The following is a 14,138-nucleotide window of genomic DNA, read 5'->3' as shown; positions in this document are numbered from 1 at the left end:
TAACAGAATTATTCTCCTCAATTTACAGATTAAAAACTTTTTATTCCTTATTTTTAACATTAAATTTCTCTGGTGCACGACAGTTTTGTATGTGGGTTTTTATGATGGAAGAAAATATCAGTTTTTAGAATAATGTCAGTTTTTAGAAGACATCTGCGGAAAGTGGAATTCAGAATAAATAATGTTATTATTTAACCAGCTGCTGTTTCTTCTGAAGTATGAAGCTTTACTTCAACAATGTTTATATGTGGGAAGGAATTACAGTAGATTGATTTTTCCAGACGTTTTATCTTACTGATAAAATCACTCACTATATCGTGATATGTAGAGACATAGCATTCATGCATTGAAATTCATAACTGAAAACAGTTTCACGAATCAAAGGAAGGTTCTTTTAATGAAATACTGGCAGCCGAAATATGAAACGATGGATTCCGAAGAACTGAAGAGACTGCAGCTGAAACGCCTGCAACAGAGCGTAAAGCTGGTCTATGACAATGTTCCCTTTTACAGGCAGAACTTCATGGAGGCAGGAGTAACTCCTGATGATATCAAGACCCTCGAAGACATCCGTAAATTGCCTTTTACGAAGAAAACAGATCTCCGGGACAACTATCCATTCGGGCTTTTTGCTGCCAGAAAAGAAGATATCGTACGTATCCATGCCTCTTCAGGGACTAGCGGGAAGCCCACTGTTGTCGGGTACACTGCAAAAGATATTGAAACCTGGTCAGATATGATTGCCCGAAGCCTTACAATGATAGGGCTTTCAAAAGGCGATACTATTCAGAACTCCATGAACTACGGCCTCTTTACAGGCGGCCTGGGCTTTCACTACGGTGTAGAAAGAATGGGCGCTATGGTTGTGCCTGCAGCAACAGGAAATACTGCAAGGCAGCTTGAGATGATGATCGACTTCGGAGTAACTGCAGTCCACTGCACACCTTCCTATGCTTTTTACCTTGCAGAAACTGCAGAAGAACTGGACCTTGTAGACAAACTTTCTTTAAAAGCAGCTATATTCGGAGGAGAGCCCTGGTCGGAAAACACCCGGAAGCAGCTTGAAAAAAGGCTCAACCTTAAAGCCTACGATTGCTACGGCCTCTCGGAAATGTTCGGACCCGGGGTCGGTTTTGAGTGCCAGGAGCAGAACGGCCTGCACATCTGGAGCGATAATTTCATTGTTGAAGTCCTGGACGAAAACGGAGAACAGGTCTCTGAAGGCGAAAAAGGTGAACTTGTCATCACTTCCATTAACAAAGAAGGCTTCTGCAATATAAGATACCGTACAGGCGACATGACGAAACTTCTTGAGTCCGAATGCGACTGTGGCAGGACAACTACTAGAATATCCCGCCTCCTCGGCAGAGCCGATGACATGCTGATAGTAAGAGGTATAAACGTCTTCCCATCCCAGATCCAGGATGTTATCTCCCGAATTCCCCAGGTGGGGGAACATTTCCAGCTCATCCTTGACCGCAACAAACACATGCTCGACGAACTCACAATCGAAGTCGAACTCGAAGAAAACGCCTTTACCGGCGACCTCAAAGATCTGAAAGCCGTCCAGAACCACGTCCAGCACGAACTCAAAGCTGTCCTTAATATCCGCACAAATGTAGAGCTACTGGAAAAAGGCAGCATTGAGAGGACCGCAGGAAAGGCAAAGAGAATAATTGACAGACGGCCTCAGATCTAAAAGCTGAGCAAAAACCTGAAAACCAGATAAAAACCGATTTTTCAGGGAAAAAAACATTCCCTGACTTTTTTAACCTTTTTTGAATATTATTTTTCTGTATCCTTATTAAGATCAGCTCATTTTCTATTATCCAGCCCGCAGGGTTGAAAAATTCACTTTCAGGACCCGGGAACGTCCACGCTCGACGCAGGAGAGCGGCCTTTGCGTGAAGTCTGAGATGGAGCAATTTATCCGAAAACTTCAGAATTATTCAGAGCTAAATTATCTGCAAAACAAAAACTAGAAGCCTACTGAAGAGCGTTACATTCAAAAGGTTATATATTGTTCATTACATACACTTTATGCTGAAACCACCTAAATTTCTGAAAAGGAAGTAAAATAATGGTCGGAGACTTGAAAGAAATCTACCATCTATTTAATCCAAATAAAGCTCTTCAAAATGATGATTTGGAAAACTACTATGTAGAAATAGACCAGAATGAAACAAATATAGAAGAACTAAAAATCCGCCTTGAGCTTAGCCTTGAAACTTACGAACCAATCAAACTTCTTTTCACAGGACATAGAGGCTCAGGTAAAACAACTGCATTAAATCGTCTCGTCTCATACCTGAATAGAGAAATGGGAGACAAATTTTTTATCGTACATTTTAGTGTTCTCGACCTTCTGGATAACAATGACATAAACTACACTGATGTCTTATTTTCAATACTTACAAAAATAATGGAAAAATGTCAAGAAGAATGTGATATAAGCTCCTCACTGGTTGAAAGGACAAAAAAGTGGGGGAAAGCCATAACAAAAACAGAAATATGTGAAGATAAGCTTGAAGGCGGTGCAGGATTCAGTTTACCTTTCTATTTTGTTGAACTACTGGCAAGGATGAAGAGTGAAACAACCACCAGGCAAGAAATAAGAGAGGAAATTCAGCCGCGTGTATCAGAATTAATTAACCTGATAAACGATATAATTGCTGAAATAGAAATAAGTGGAAGACAGGTACTTGTCATAATTGACAACCTTGAGAAATGCGATTATGAAAAAGCGTTAAACTTATTCTACTGCCACAGCACCCAGCTAACTCAGCCAATGTGCAAGATAATTTATACATTCCCTATTTCTCTTCGAAGTTCAAATAAATTTACCCAGATTAAAATGAACTTTAGCGAGAACATAATTTATCCTAATATTAAGGTTCGTGAAAAAGATGAAAATATAACGGAAACAGCCGGTAGAGCTTTCATGAAGCAAATTGTGGTAAAAAGAGTTTCTCTTGAATTATTTACTCCCGAAGCCCTTGAATACATCATTGATATGAGTGGAGGTGTTATTAGGGAGTTCATAAGAATAATTCGAGATTCGGCAGTACGTGCTATATCGAGAAGAAAAACCTTGATAGACAAGGACATTGCTGTAGAAGTAATAAATGGACTTAAAAACTCATATCAGGCACAATTGAGTGATGAAGATTACGAAGTACTTCTAGGAATTTATGAAACTAAAGATATAAAAAGAGACGAGAGACTTGTTGGCCTGCTTCACAATCTCAGCGTGCTTGAATACAAGAACGGGAGAAGCTGGTGCGATATTAATCCTATAGTCAGGTCAATTCTTGAAGAGAAAAATCTCCTTCCAAAAAAATAAAAATGAATTTAATGGCAGTATTGAAAAATTATCATTAAGTAAGATTTAAAAGTTATTTTCATCTGTAGAGCTTAACAGGTAAAAATATGGAAATGGAACTCTCTCATTTAATGAAAATTGAAGAAATAATTACACTTCTTGATCTCTCCGATGACTGTACAATTGCATTTGTGCGCTGTAACGAGCCCGTCTTATGTGATGCGATCTTCAAGGAGATTTTTGAGCGGGTACATAGTAGAATTTACATTCACAATATTGAAATGAATGAAGAATCTACAAATCTTTTTCAGCTTTTAGAGGGAATAACTAAATCCGATTCATACAAATCAAAACTTAATGAAAATAAAAAAATTGCATTTTTTGTTTTTGGGCTCGACGAAGCAGTAAGAAAGAAAAATATTAACGGAAAATCAGAAGCCTTACTTCTACTAAATATGATGCGGGAAAGGTTTCTGGAAATCAAACACCCTATTCTTATCTGGATCAACAGCGCATCGCTCAATTTAATCCTTGAAGAGGCACAGGATTTCTTCTCATGGAGAACCACGATTTTTGAGTTTGATATAATACGAAAAATAACTTCCAGTCCAGTGTTTGAATTTGAGGATTTTGATGGTCTGGACAAAAAAGGACTTGAAGAACTTGTTGATTATTACAAAAATCTAATCATAGAATATAAAGACAGCGAATTAAAAGATCCTTATAAATTTGCGTACTGGAATTACAATCTCGGAATAGTTAAATTATTTTTGGGCTATTCACAAGAAGCTGCAAAATATCTTGAAACTGCTGCATCAATATCATCCACAATTGACAACAAGCACCTAAAGGGATCAATATACAGTAATTTAGGCATAACATACTACCAGCTTGGAGATTTGGAAAAAGCGATTGAGTATTCCGGGCAGGCTCTTAAAATTGCTAACGAAATTGGAAATAAGAAAGAAGAAGGATTTATCCTCAAAAACTTTGGCGTAATCTATTCACAACTTGGCTATATAAAAAAAGCAATTGAATATTATGAACAGGCACTGAAAATTTCGAAAGAAATCGAGGACAGGCGCGGAGAAGGTGCAGACCTTGGAAATCTGGGGTTAGCATACAGTGATCTGGGAGAACCAAGAAAAGCAATTGAATATTATGAACAGGCGCTGAAAATCTCTAAAGAAATCGGGGACAGGCGCGGAGAAGGAAATCATCTTGGAAATCTGGGATCAGCATACAGTCATCTGGGAGAACCAAGAAAAGCAATTGAATATTATGAACAGGCGCTGAAAATCTCTAAAGAAATCGGGGACAGGCGCGGAGAAGGTGCAGACCTTGGAAATCTGGGGTTAGCATACAGTCATCTGGGAGAACCAAGAAAAGCAATCGAATATCATGAACAGGCGCTGAAAATTTCTAAAGAAATTGGGGACAGGCGCGGAGAAGGTGCAGACCTTGGAAATCTGGGGTTAGCATACAGTGATCTGGGAGAACCAAGAAAAGCAATTGAATATTATGAACAGGCGCTGAAAATCTCTAAAGAAATCGGGGACAGGCGCGGAGAAGGAAATCATCTTGGAAATCTGGGGTCAGCATACAGTCATCTGGGAGAACCAAGAAAAGCAATCGAGTTTTTGAAGGAATCCCTTGCTATAGGAACGAAGATTGAATATCCGAGGCTGATTAGCTTCTGTGAGCAGAAATTAAAGGAACTTGAAGGATCTGTTGAATAACATTTCGTATTCTTTTTTCGAAGAATTTTTCACTTCAAACCCAATAACCTAAAACGAAACTTGCATTCAAAGCAATTGAAATAAATAATAAGACATAAATTGAATTAAAAGTTTAAAACCAATAAACTATTAAGTAAGTAACCCCCAAACTTTAACTATTATTTTTATCGGATATTAATTTCTTAACAATCATATTTTTGCTCAATTATAACCTGAATTTGACAGAAGCGTATATTTGATAATGTATAAATAGGCTTCATGATTCTGTTTTCGTAATACAATTCAAAGTTATTTCTTTTGCTTTATGAGCATCAATATTTTTCATTTTTCAAACAACATTGCGCTGATACAATGCGTTTTTTGTGATGGAATACTGTATTAATTAGCAGAATCTGTCAAATTCAGGTTATAAAAGGTGTAACCATATACCTCATGTAATAGAATTAGTCGGAAAAACAAGAGGTGTGCCTGCTGATAGGCGCAGTTCGCAAGCTCAGACTAGTCACAAGGATGCAGGAATCTGTTACTTTTGACAAGTTTCAACGTTGGGTCTTTGCGCCTCACTGTTAGCATTGTGTTAGCTTCAAAAGCCGATTTACCCTCGTCTCTTTTTTCTCCACCTAAGTATTCTTTTCGCAATCCAATAAAATACAATCATCTTAAGGATATAAAGCGATATAAAAAACAATATCATGTAACACTCGTTATTTATCCAGTATAGGATCGCCTGCTTCATCCATCTATTTTTGTATATCTACAGTCGATATCTTCACATAAAGCATGGTCATTGTAATATTTTTGTGTCGAGGATATTTTGATACTTTTGCAAGTGTGCGTGCCTTCTCTTTATATACCTGCTTCCTTGCACAGCATATTAATCTTCCTATACCAGCTTCTCTCTGCCTGCTTGCCCTTATTTGAGCTGTCAAGGTCTTATTCAATAGATCAAAGCTCGACTTTCAGGATGATGAATCGAGGTTGTGTATTCCCACGGAACTGAGGCTCTGAAAGTTTATCAGATAATCCTGAAAGACAACTAAAAGTGTTATATATTTTTCGAATATATATCTAAAATTATCTTTTATCCAGAGGCTTTTTTAGGTTATATATCTCTCGATTCTCTACTTCTTATAATATTCGGGGCTACGACTGAGTAACTCTCATCCGTAAAGCTCTATATGAAGAAAAAAGAGACGAAAAAAGAGAATATTACTTAATACAGAGTCCTTAACATAAGTAACATAGAAGAAGCCCAGAGGCGCTGTCTCTACTGTATCCCCCAATACAGTCTCTTCGAAGTATTATGCTCCCCCAAGCACATTGGTTCGAAGAAGGATCAGCGACCCCAGGATATTCTTTTATTTTGATGATACCCCAGCTCTACTCCACAACTCCAGAATATAATAATAACATAAATTATATTAAATTAATTATATCAAAAATTGTATTCAAACAAAAAATTGTATTTAAGCAAAAAATTGTTTGACGCAAAAAATTTCAAACCCAGCATAGCTCTTTTCTTATAAGTCACCCACTCTGTAAGCTCTGTTTATTTCTCCGTTCTATTTTTTTAAAGAAATGATTATGAGAATCCTTCTTTACCCTTTTCCATATTTTGAACACTTCCAGATAAAAAACTTACATCCACAAAATAAAATTGTGAAACATATGCACAAAAATAGTAATGCACATACTGACACTTGTATTTCTACTGGCGACGTTTTCCTTACTCCTTTTACTTTTTAGTGATATTGAATACACAATAATAGTAACATTATTTTTAGCTTTTCCGGTAGCCAGAGAAAACGGAAAGCCGTTGAAATTTATTAAGCAAATATCTCGTCCTCTTTTGAGGCTCAATAGAAGACCCTTATACATTTCAAGCCAGGTTGCAGGAGGTCACAAGAAAAGTGGAAAAAGATCCAGAATAGAGACGTTTTATTATTTATCCGGATTTTTAATTGAAGTTGATGTGCAGCTAATTCTAGCGCAAGGGATATTTCAATATAAAGATACAGGACTATATTGATATTTAGGTCTAATCAATACATCATCAGAAGGTATGTATATATAGTGTGAGCTATATATATAGGTAATAAAAAAGAGTATAAAGTATCTAATATTTCTGGCTTTTTGATTGATTACAGTTACAGAATACTGAAAAATGAAGGCATTTAAGGAGTATTTTATGGAGTTTAAAGATTCTTCGATGACTATTAGGCAAAAAAATTTAGTAGTAAAGTCCCTTCGGTATCTGGAGAGGCATAAAAAAATTAGTCAATATTGTGGGGAATACGAAAAGAACTGGCCTGAATTATCTTTTGATGAGGCAAGCAACTTAATCAGGATACTCGATAAGATGTCTTGGCAGTAATCAATCTTAGCTTCTGCACTCTTTCTTATTTAGTTTCAAATTTGTTTTTGCTCCATACTGTTGATTTATACAGTTTGAAAACGGTGGTATGCCGACTGGCTCCAAGTTGAGGAGTGCCCAATGCCCCAGGAATTTGAGGAGCGGTCGCAAGCAAATAAAGCCCCATATTTTTTGCGATCTCCTGCCTGGAAGATCGAGTGAAATCAAAAAAGAAACGATGATTTAAATAGGGATTTGTAAAGAGCAGAGGGGCAGATTACGGAACTACCAGTGAACTACTCCTGAGCTAAAAGCCCATGAGTTTTACGCTTCTTCATGTAACATAGAGAGCACGCGAACAGACCCCATGCCCAGAACTATAAACAACAAAACGTAGTTCTAAACCTACAAACCCATAGATTATGACTACAAACTTATAATACTTAATATAGGGGCACTCCTGAATATTTAAAGTTAGATATAGTTATATCTCCAAATAAAAACCTTCATTATCCTGCTTTTCATTAAGGAGGGGTGAATTACGATCAATTCCAGGAAAAACTCAGAGAAAGAAGAAACAAAAGTGGGCGAAAAAGCGGAAAACCACAAGGCTATGCTTGAAAGGTATGGACAGCGGCTGAAAGATCTGGACCCGGAACTCGTCACCGAGGAAGATGAGATAGCCTTAAAAGAAGCTTTTATGCATGCAAAAGAAGTTCTTGAGCCTGGGGAATTGGTAAGCTGGTTCACCGTAAAAGCCGAGCCTTTCTATAGATCCGGGTCCTGGAAAATGCTGTTAACTTTGTATGAAGAGCTGCTTGATATTGCGGAAAAGAACCTCGGACCTGAAAGTCCGGGAACTGCAACTGCGCTGAATGGGCTTGCAGGGATTTACCGCTATATGGGAAACTATGACGAGGCCCTCAGGCTTTTTTCCAGAGCGCTTGAGATCCGTGAAATTATCCTTGACCAAAAACGACCTGAGACCGGTGATACGCTCAGTGAACTGGGCACTCTCTACTATTTAATGAACAGGCACGAGGAAGCCCTTTCATTCTATAGCCGAGCGCTTGAAATTCAGGAAAAACTCCTGAGTCCAGAAAATCCTGCGGCTGTCAGGACCCTGAACAGAATAGCTTTTTTATATAAGGGGATAGAAAAACCTGAAAAGGCTGAGGAACTCTTTACCAGGGCTCTCGAATTTCTTGATAAGCTTCAGGATCAGGAGCCTGATAATCGCGGGGTTATGTCACATAAAGCCGGAACTCTGAATAATCTGGGTGTCCTGCTCTCGGAAATGGGCAAACTTGAGGAGGCTGAAGACAGGTACGGGCAGGCTTTAAAGCTTCAGGAAAAGGTATACGGTCCGGAGCACCCGCAGGTAGCGCAGACCCTGAACAATCTTGCTCTTCTCTATTTCCAGACCACAAGGTATGAGAAAGCCATGATCCTCTATACCCGGTCCCTGGAAATCATGGAAAAACTCGGAAAAACCGAACACACGGGTTTTGCCACAACCCTCAACAACCTTGCAGGCGTCTACGTCCAGAAAGGCCGCCACGAAAAAGCCCTTGAACTCTACACGCGAGCCCTTGAAATCCGAGAGCGTATCCTCGGCCCTGACAGCCCTGACGTTGCCAAGACCTTGAACAACCTTGGTGAACTCCACAGAATCCTCGGCCAGCACAAAAAAGCCCTCCCCTTCTACACCCGCGCCCTCAAGATCTACGAAACAACCCTCGGCCCGGCCCATCCTGATGTCGGCACAACCCTGAACAATCTCGCAGGCCTCCATGAAAGTATGGGCGAATACGATACTGCAATAAACCTCTACGAAAAAGCCCTTGACATAATCGAAAAAGAATACGGTCCCGACCACCCCTATTTCAAGATCACACGAAATAATTTAATTGGCCTGTACGAGAAAATGGAACGGAGCTGGCGGAGCTAAATTTCAGAAAAGTGAGAACGTAGAAAAATAGAAAATTATCGGCAATGGAACACTCAAAATACTTTACTTTTTTACCTGAATGCTAGCGTTTTTCGTGTAAGCACTCTTCCATCGCGCATAATTTTTTATTTTATTATGTATGTTTATTTTATTATGTATGAAGAAGCTTTACCCTTGTTTGAACGCTTCCTTAAATACTTGAGAGAAAACTTGGTTCTTCTTATTCATATTTCAAGATGGCTGAACAAAATATTCAGGTTCTCAAGGCTAAATATGGAAGAAAAGTGAAATTTACTTCAGAGCATGTTATCACTGGCGTTGATATGATCTGGTATTCAGATATTGGTTTTCGAATTTACGTTCTGGAAAAGCCGTTCGCTACGCGACCGAAGGTAGGGACCGGGTTTTAAAACCGTGAACAAGCAAAGGTTCCAAAAACAAATCCATCATTTTCTTCAATACTTCCCCATCATCTTCGCGATCGCCCTGTGTATACCATGTATACTTAATCCGTTTCCAAGGTACATCATGGGGCAGTGCCCGGTCATGCACTCAATCCCGATTTTCTGGCAGGTATCCACGGCTTTTTCGGTTTCTGTCGTCCAGTGGAGCCAGATTTTTTTTGCGCCTTTTTTCTTCAGGACAGGGATGAGGTCTGCTGGTTCGGTTTTTGTTATTCCGATAACTGCACGGTCTATGCCTGAGGGGAGAGAGGATACATTTTTTAGAGATTCAGAGTCAGGTTTTTCGGAAAGGTCCACAAGATAGACTTTTTTGCCACGGCTTTTCAGTTCCGAGGCAGCCCATTTCATAGCTGGCTTTGTGCGGTCGGTAACTATTGCAAAAGTTTGTGCTTCCCAGAATTTTTCCCAATCCAAGGTTGTCGGTTCCATATTGAATTCACCTTTTGGCATATTCTGAATTTAAAATATATCACTTAAGTTATAAGTAAGTTGCAATCTTCCGTAAGTAAGTTGCAATCTTTCGGTCCATATGACGGGTTTTTTTCGAAAAACTTGTGTGAAAAGTAGGTTGTAAAGGCCTTAAACGCATGAAACACACCTGAAAATGGAAAACGTAAAAAATAAAAAATGAAGGGGCAGCAGAACTATGATAAAATTCTGCTTACTGTCCCTGAAGTCTCTGTCCGGCAGTTTGAAGCGCTCCGCCCAGTGCCTTTGCAATCTCGCAATTCTGGTTGCATTTGGAGGCGCAGGTGCAATATTTAGGGACGTTTTCCATCATCCACTGCCCCAGGAAGCCAAAGGCTTTGAGCTGTTCTTCATTTGCGGTTTGCACGAAGTTGTTTATATCCTGTAGTTCCATGATTTATCACCGAAATTAGGAAGGTTGTATATATTTATATACTTGAGCGTCATAATTATATACAAATTTCGGATTGTATATAATTATGACCTTTAATAACAACCTTTAACAATGCCTTCAATTAACAGCTTCAATTAACATTTTTAATTAACATTTTCAATTAATATCTTTAATTAACAATGTTAATTATTGGCTCTAATTAAAACAGTCTTTAATTAAAATAATTTTAATTCCATCCAATCCAATTTTTGAGCATTTTTCGAGGCAAATAATACATGGAGACAGCACACGAAAGTTCTGAGATTTATTACCGGGGGGAACTGCAATCTATTAAGGAAGAAGTTACGACCCTGAGAAATGAGTTCTCGAGGTTTTTGCAGCGGGCGAACCAGCAACACATTGAGGGAATGCTTGGAGAAATGAGGAAGAGCTTCATGAAGCCCATGGTGAACTATCTATGTGAGGACGCAAACGATAGAATGCACAGCCAGATGGTACGGGACTGCGGGATGCGAGAGTTCTGTGAAAAAACTTTTAGGGATATATTACAGGAAACCGCAGGGCTTGTTGGCAGGGGCAGGATCGAAGCCGAGACTGTAAAACTGTACAGGGACAGGCTGGAAGAGTTAAAAAAGGAAGCAAAAACCCCCAACTGCAGCAAGTGCTTTTCAGAGGCTACGAATCTCTTTGAAAAGCAGGTTAAACTCATGCGCTCGCTTCAGATCTATGAAGAAAAGGAAGAAGGAGCTAAAAGAGCTGATATAAGTGAGATAGAACCTGATAGGCTGGTCTCTGAAATCTGCGAGCCGGTAGCAAACAAACAGCGACTCCTTATGCTCAAAATGCTTTCAGGAGAGAACAAGACCTTTTCAGAGCTTTCGAAACTTACAGGGTTGCGTGGAGGGAATCTGCTTTTCCACCTTCAGAAACTGCTTGAAACAGGCATGATCTTACAGCGGAGCGAACGCGGAGATTATATAATCACAAGAAAAGGATACTCCACTCTTCAGGGGCTTTCCAGAATTTACTCGGAAATTGAACATCAATAAAGAAGCAGAAAAGTGGTAAAAAGTAGCAAAGGACGATAAAGTAAAAAAATTGATAAAATTGGAAATGGATAAAAAGCTAAGGAAATGACGGTTTAAATCAAAAAAACCGCTTTATCCGTCGTTTCCTATCGCGTCAACCGGGCAGTTTTCTAATGCCTCTTCGCAGGCTTCTTTTTCCTCGTCGTTTTCAGGCTGCTTGTATACAAAGGCGTTGGAATCGTCGTCATTCATCTTGAAATTTTTTGGTGCATTGTCCACACACAGATTACATGCGATACATTCGTAGTCACAATAATAAGGTCCGGGAATATTTTCAGCAACTTTGTTTGCCTTATCAGCTATATTTCACTCCCCCTTTATCGCGTTTATCTCACAAAAAGCGACTGCTAACGTCAATATATCTTCAATTTAATCCCATCTAATATGAAGATCGACGATCTAAAGTTAGACCCAATTGTCATGGAATGGATTAGCATTATTAATATAAAACAATCTACAATAAAAAGCTATCTTTTTGGGATGCAGGTCTACACAGATTATACGAACATGACATCTGAACAACTACTCGACGTCGCCGAATCTGAAGCTCATCTGATTATGCGTAAGCGCAGCGTCAATAAAAACATCAACGACTTCAGGGAATACCTAAAATCCCAAAATCTAGCCGAGTTGACAGTTAAGACATATCTCACAGGTGTAAAAAGTTTTTATCACTCTTTTGAGATTGAATTTAGAAATATAAAAGACAAATCGCACCCAAAACCCTTGGAAGAAAATATCCCAATCCCAACAAAAGATGATTTGCGTGATATTCTAAAAATCTGTGATCCTTTGGAGAAAGCGATTGTACTTGTTGCCGCAAGTAGTGGACTGGATCGACAGACGATTATGAATTTAAAGATCAAGGATTTTATATCTGGTTATGATCACGTCACAGGCATCACTACACTAATAATTAAGACGTAAAAAAACGAATGTAGACTTTATAACTTTCCTGACCCCAGAAGCAAGTAATGCATTAAATGAGTATTTTAAATATAGGGCGCGAACAGAGAAAACCACAGAGATTAGGCGGCTAAATCAAATCAATAAACAGAAAGTGTTTTCTGATGATGGCTATTTGTTCATTCAAAGACGCATCAGTGACGAATTTCTAGAGCAAAAGGATGAAGCGTATAGACACATCAGCGAAAATGGCTTTATGAAGATCTACAGAGACATTTCATCAAAAGCATGTAAAAATGCTGACAAGCATAAAAGGAATCTTATACGGCCACATAACATTAGAAAATTATTTGATAGTACGATGCTCAATAATGGATGCGATTATTTCCATACTGAGTTATGGGGCACAAACTACCTGGCACGCAAGAGCACTATTTCAGAGCGAATGTGGATAAATTGAAAGAATACTATACAAAGTTCATTCCGTATCTAACGATTGAGAAGGAATTAGATATTTCCGAGAGTCCTGAATATCTCGCAATAAAAAACGAAAACGCGATACTGCGTGCAGAAACCGAGCGGCACGTAATAAGCAGGCAGGAATTTCAGGAGCTCCGCAACATGATTGGGAGTTTGAGAACCACTCCTATCCCGGCACTGGACCCATCTGCAACCTCGGAGGAGAAAGCGCTTTACGAGAAAATGCTTGAAAAAGAAAAAGAAATTAATACGCGAAAAACGTTCTTAAAAGAATTTTTCAGATGTGAATGACTATTTTTCAGACTTGCAGGGAGGACTTAGAGCCTATCCGAAAAATGATTACCTGCTATAACTTTTACAATGTGCAATACGCAAAACCGGAACATATACTCTGATATTATAGACCCATTGTGACTTTTCAACATGTATTATTGACTTTCTAGTATATTCACTGATCACGAATTTTTCATTAAATAAGGAATTTATTTTGGAATCGAAGCACTAGTGTCCTGGCAACTTAATTATAGGGCATTAATATTTAAAAAAGTCCTCATCCGTAGTCCCTTTCTTAATTATGATGACTCATAACTAAATTTCTTAGACACTAGGTGATTCCGATTTGTGAAAATGTGGAGTTGCAGACAATCCGGAGAGAACAAAAGTATATATTAATCTCTCATTTCAAATAATGAGGAGATGATCCCAAAACTCAAAACTTTTTCTTTAAATCTCGAAGTTGAAATAGATCAAAAATTAAAATAATTTGTCTGTCTTTGGAAATAAATTATAGCATTAAATAGAGCAGAAGTGAAGCAAAAATAGGAAAACAAATTTTAAAAATCGGTTACTATTCTTTTTTTGGCTTTTCTAGATCAAATTAGAGGATCTAATATAATCATCATCTCCAGAATACTATCTAAATAATATTAGTCCAATGAGATAATTATTTATAATCAGTATATGTAGTTTATAT

At 38.4% G+C, this 14,138-nt stretch carries 13 protein-coding genes; 10 read left to right on the top strand and 3 right to left on the bottom strand.

Translation table 11 applies throughout. The annotated features are described in order from the left end of the window. Positions 1 to 397: 397 nt before the first annotated feature. The 7 genes from RG963_RS03460 to RG963_RS03430 all read left to right on the top strand — a co-directional run bounded on the left by RG963_RS03460 (position 398) and on the right by RG963_RS03430 (position 9,775). Positions 398 to 1,699, top strand: coding sequence for a phenylacetate--CoA ligase family protein (locus RG963_RS03460; protein WP_310574885.1), 1,302 nt, complete (start codon positions 398 to 400; stop codon positions 1,697 to 1,699). A gap of 381 nt (positions 1,700 to 2,080) precedes the next feature. Continuing rightward, positions 2,081 to 3,343: a P-loop NTPase fold protein gene (locus RG963_RS03455; protein WP_310574884.1), complete on the top strand. Its 1,263-nt coding sequence runs from the start codon at positions 2,081 to 2,083 to the stop codon at positions 3,341 to 3,343. Positions 3,344 to 3,453: 110 nt separating this feature from the next. Beyond that, positions 3,454 to 5,061: a tetratricopeptide repeat protein gene (locus RG963_RS03450; RefSeq protein WP_310574883.1), complete on the top strand. Its 1,608-nt coding sequence runs from the start codon at positions 3,454 to 3,456 to the stop codon at positions 5,059 to 5,061. A 1,684-nt stretch (positions 5,062 to 6,745) separates the two neighbouring features. Beyond that, positions 6,746 to 7,090: a hypothetical protein gene (locus RG963_RS03445; protein ID WP_310574882.1), complete on the top strand. Its 345-nt coding sequence runs from the start codon at positions 6,746 to 6,748 to the stop codon at positions 7,088 to 7,090. Positions 7,091 to 7,225: 135 nt separating this feature from the next. Further along, a complete protein-coding gene (locus tag RG963_RS03440; RefSeq protein WP_310574881.1) occupies positions 7,226 to 7,435 on the top strand; it encodes a hypothetical protein in 210 nt (69 codons plus the stop codon). A 562-nt stretch (positions 7,436 to 7,997) separates the two neighbouring features. After that, positions 7,998 to 9,365: a tetratricopeptide repeat protein gene (locus RG963_RS03435; protein WP_310574880.1), complete on the top strand. Its 1,368-nt coding sequence runs from the start codon at positions 7,998 to 8,000 to the stop codon at positions 9,363 to 9,365. A gap of 236 nt (positions 9,366 to 9,601) precedes the next feature. Then, positions 9,602 to 9,775, top strand: a complete 174-nt coding sequence (locus tag RG963_RS03430; protein WP_310574879.1) for a hypothetical protein — start codon at positions 9,602 to 9,604, stop codon at positions 9,773 to 9,775. A 45-nt stretch (positions 9,776 to 9,820) separates the two neighbouring features. On the opposite strand, the gene RG963_RS03425 is transcribed toward RG963_RS03430, so the two are convergent. Both RG963_RS03425 and RG963_RS03420 read right to left on the bottom strand, forming a co-directional pair. Further along, positions 9,821 to 10,258 carry a CoA-binding protein gene (locus RG963_RS03425; protein ID WP_310574878.1) on the bottom strand — a complete coding sequence of 146 codons (438 nt, stop codon included), beginning with the start codon at positions 10,256 to 10,258 and terminating at the stop codon, positions 9,821 to 9,823. Positions 10,259 to 10,490: 232 nt separating this feature from the next. Then, a complete protein-coding gene (locus RG963_RS03420; protein WP_310574877.1) occupies positions 10,491 to 10,691 on the bottom strand; it encodes a hypothetical protein in 201 nt (66 codons plus the stop codon). Between the two features lie 275 nt (positions 10,692 to 10,966). Here RG963_RS03420 and RG963_RS03415 point away from each other — a divergent pair, with 275 nt between their 5' ends. Beyond that, a complete protein-coding gene (locus RG963_RS03415; protein ID WP_310574876.1) occupies positions 10,967 to 11,740 on the top strand; it encodes a winged helix-turn-helix domain-containing protein in 774 nt (257 codons plus the stop codon). Positions 11,741 to 11,851: 111 nt separating this feature from the next. Here RG963_RS03415 and RG963_RS03410 read toward each other — a convergent pair whose 3' ends face one another. Then, positions 11,852 to 12,082 (bottom strand): ferredoxin, encoded by a 231-nt coding sequence (locus RG963_RS03410; protein ID WP_310574900.1) that lies wholly within the window; start codon positions 12,080 to 12,082, stop codon positions 11,852 to 11,854. A gap of 81 nt (positions 12,083 to 12,163) precedes the next feature. Between RG963_RS03410 and RG963_RS03405 the strand changes: the two genes are divergently transcribed. Beyond that, positions 12,164 to 12,706: a hypothetical protein gene (locus tag RG963_RS03405; RefSeq protein WP_310574875.1), complete on the top strand. Its 543-nt coding sequence runs from the start codon at positions 12,164 to 12,166 to the stop codon at positions 12,704 to 12,706. Positions 12,707 to 13,132: 426 nt separating this feature from the next. After that, positions 13,133 to 13,456 carry a hypothetical protein gene (locus tag RG963_RS03400; protein WP_310574874.1) on the top strand — a complete coding sequence of 108 codons (324 nt, stop codon included), beginning with the start codon at positions 13,133 to 13,135 and terminating at the stop codon, positions 13,454 to 13,456. The last annotated feature ends 682 nt before the right edge of the window (positions 13,457 to 14,138 follow it).

Source organism: Methanosarcina baikalica, from assembly GCF_031461075.1.
Classification (GTDB): Archaea; Halobacteriota; Methanosarcinia; order Methanosarcinales; family Methanosarcinaceae; genus Methanosarcina; species Methanosarcina baikalica.
Note: the sequence above shows the minus strand (reverse complement) of the source record. Positions and strands in the feature narration are given on the sequence as shown.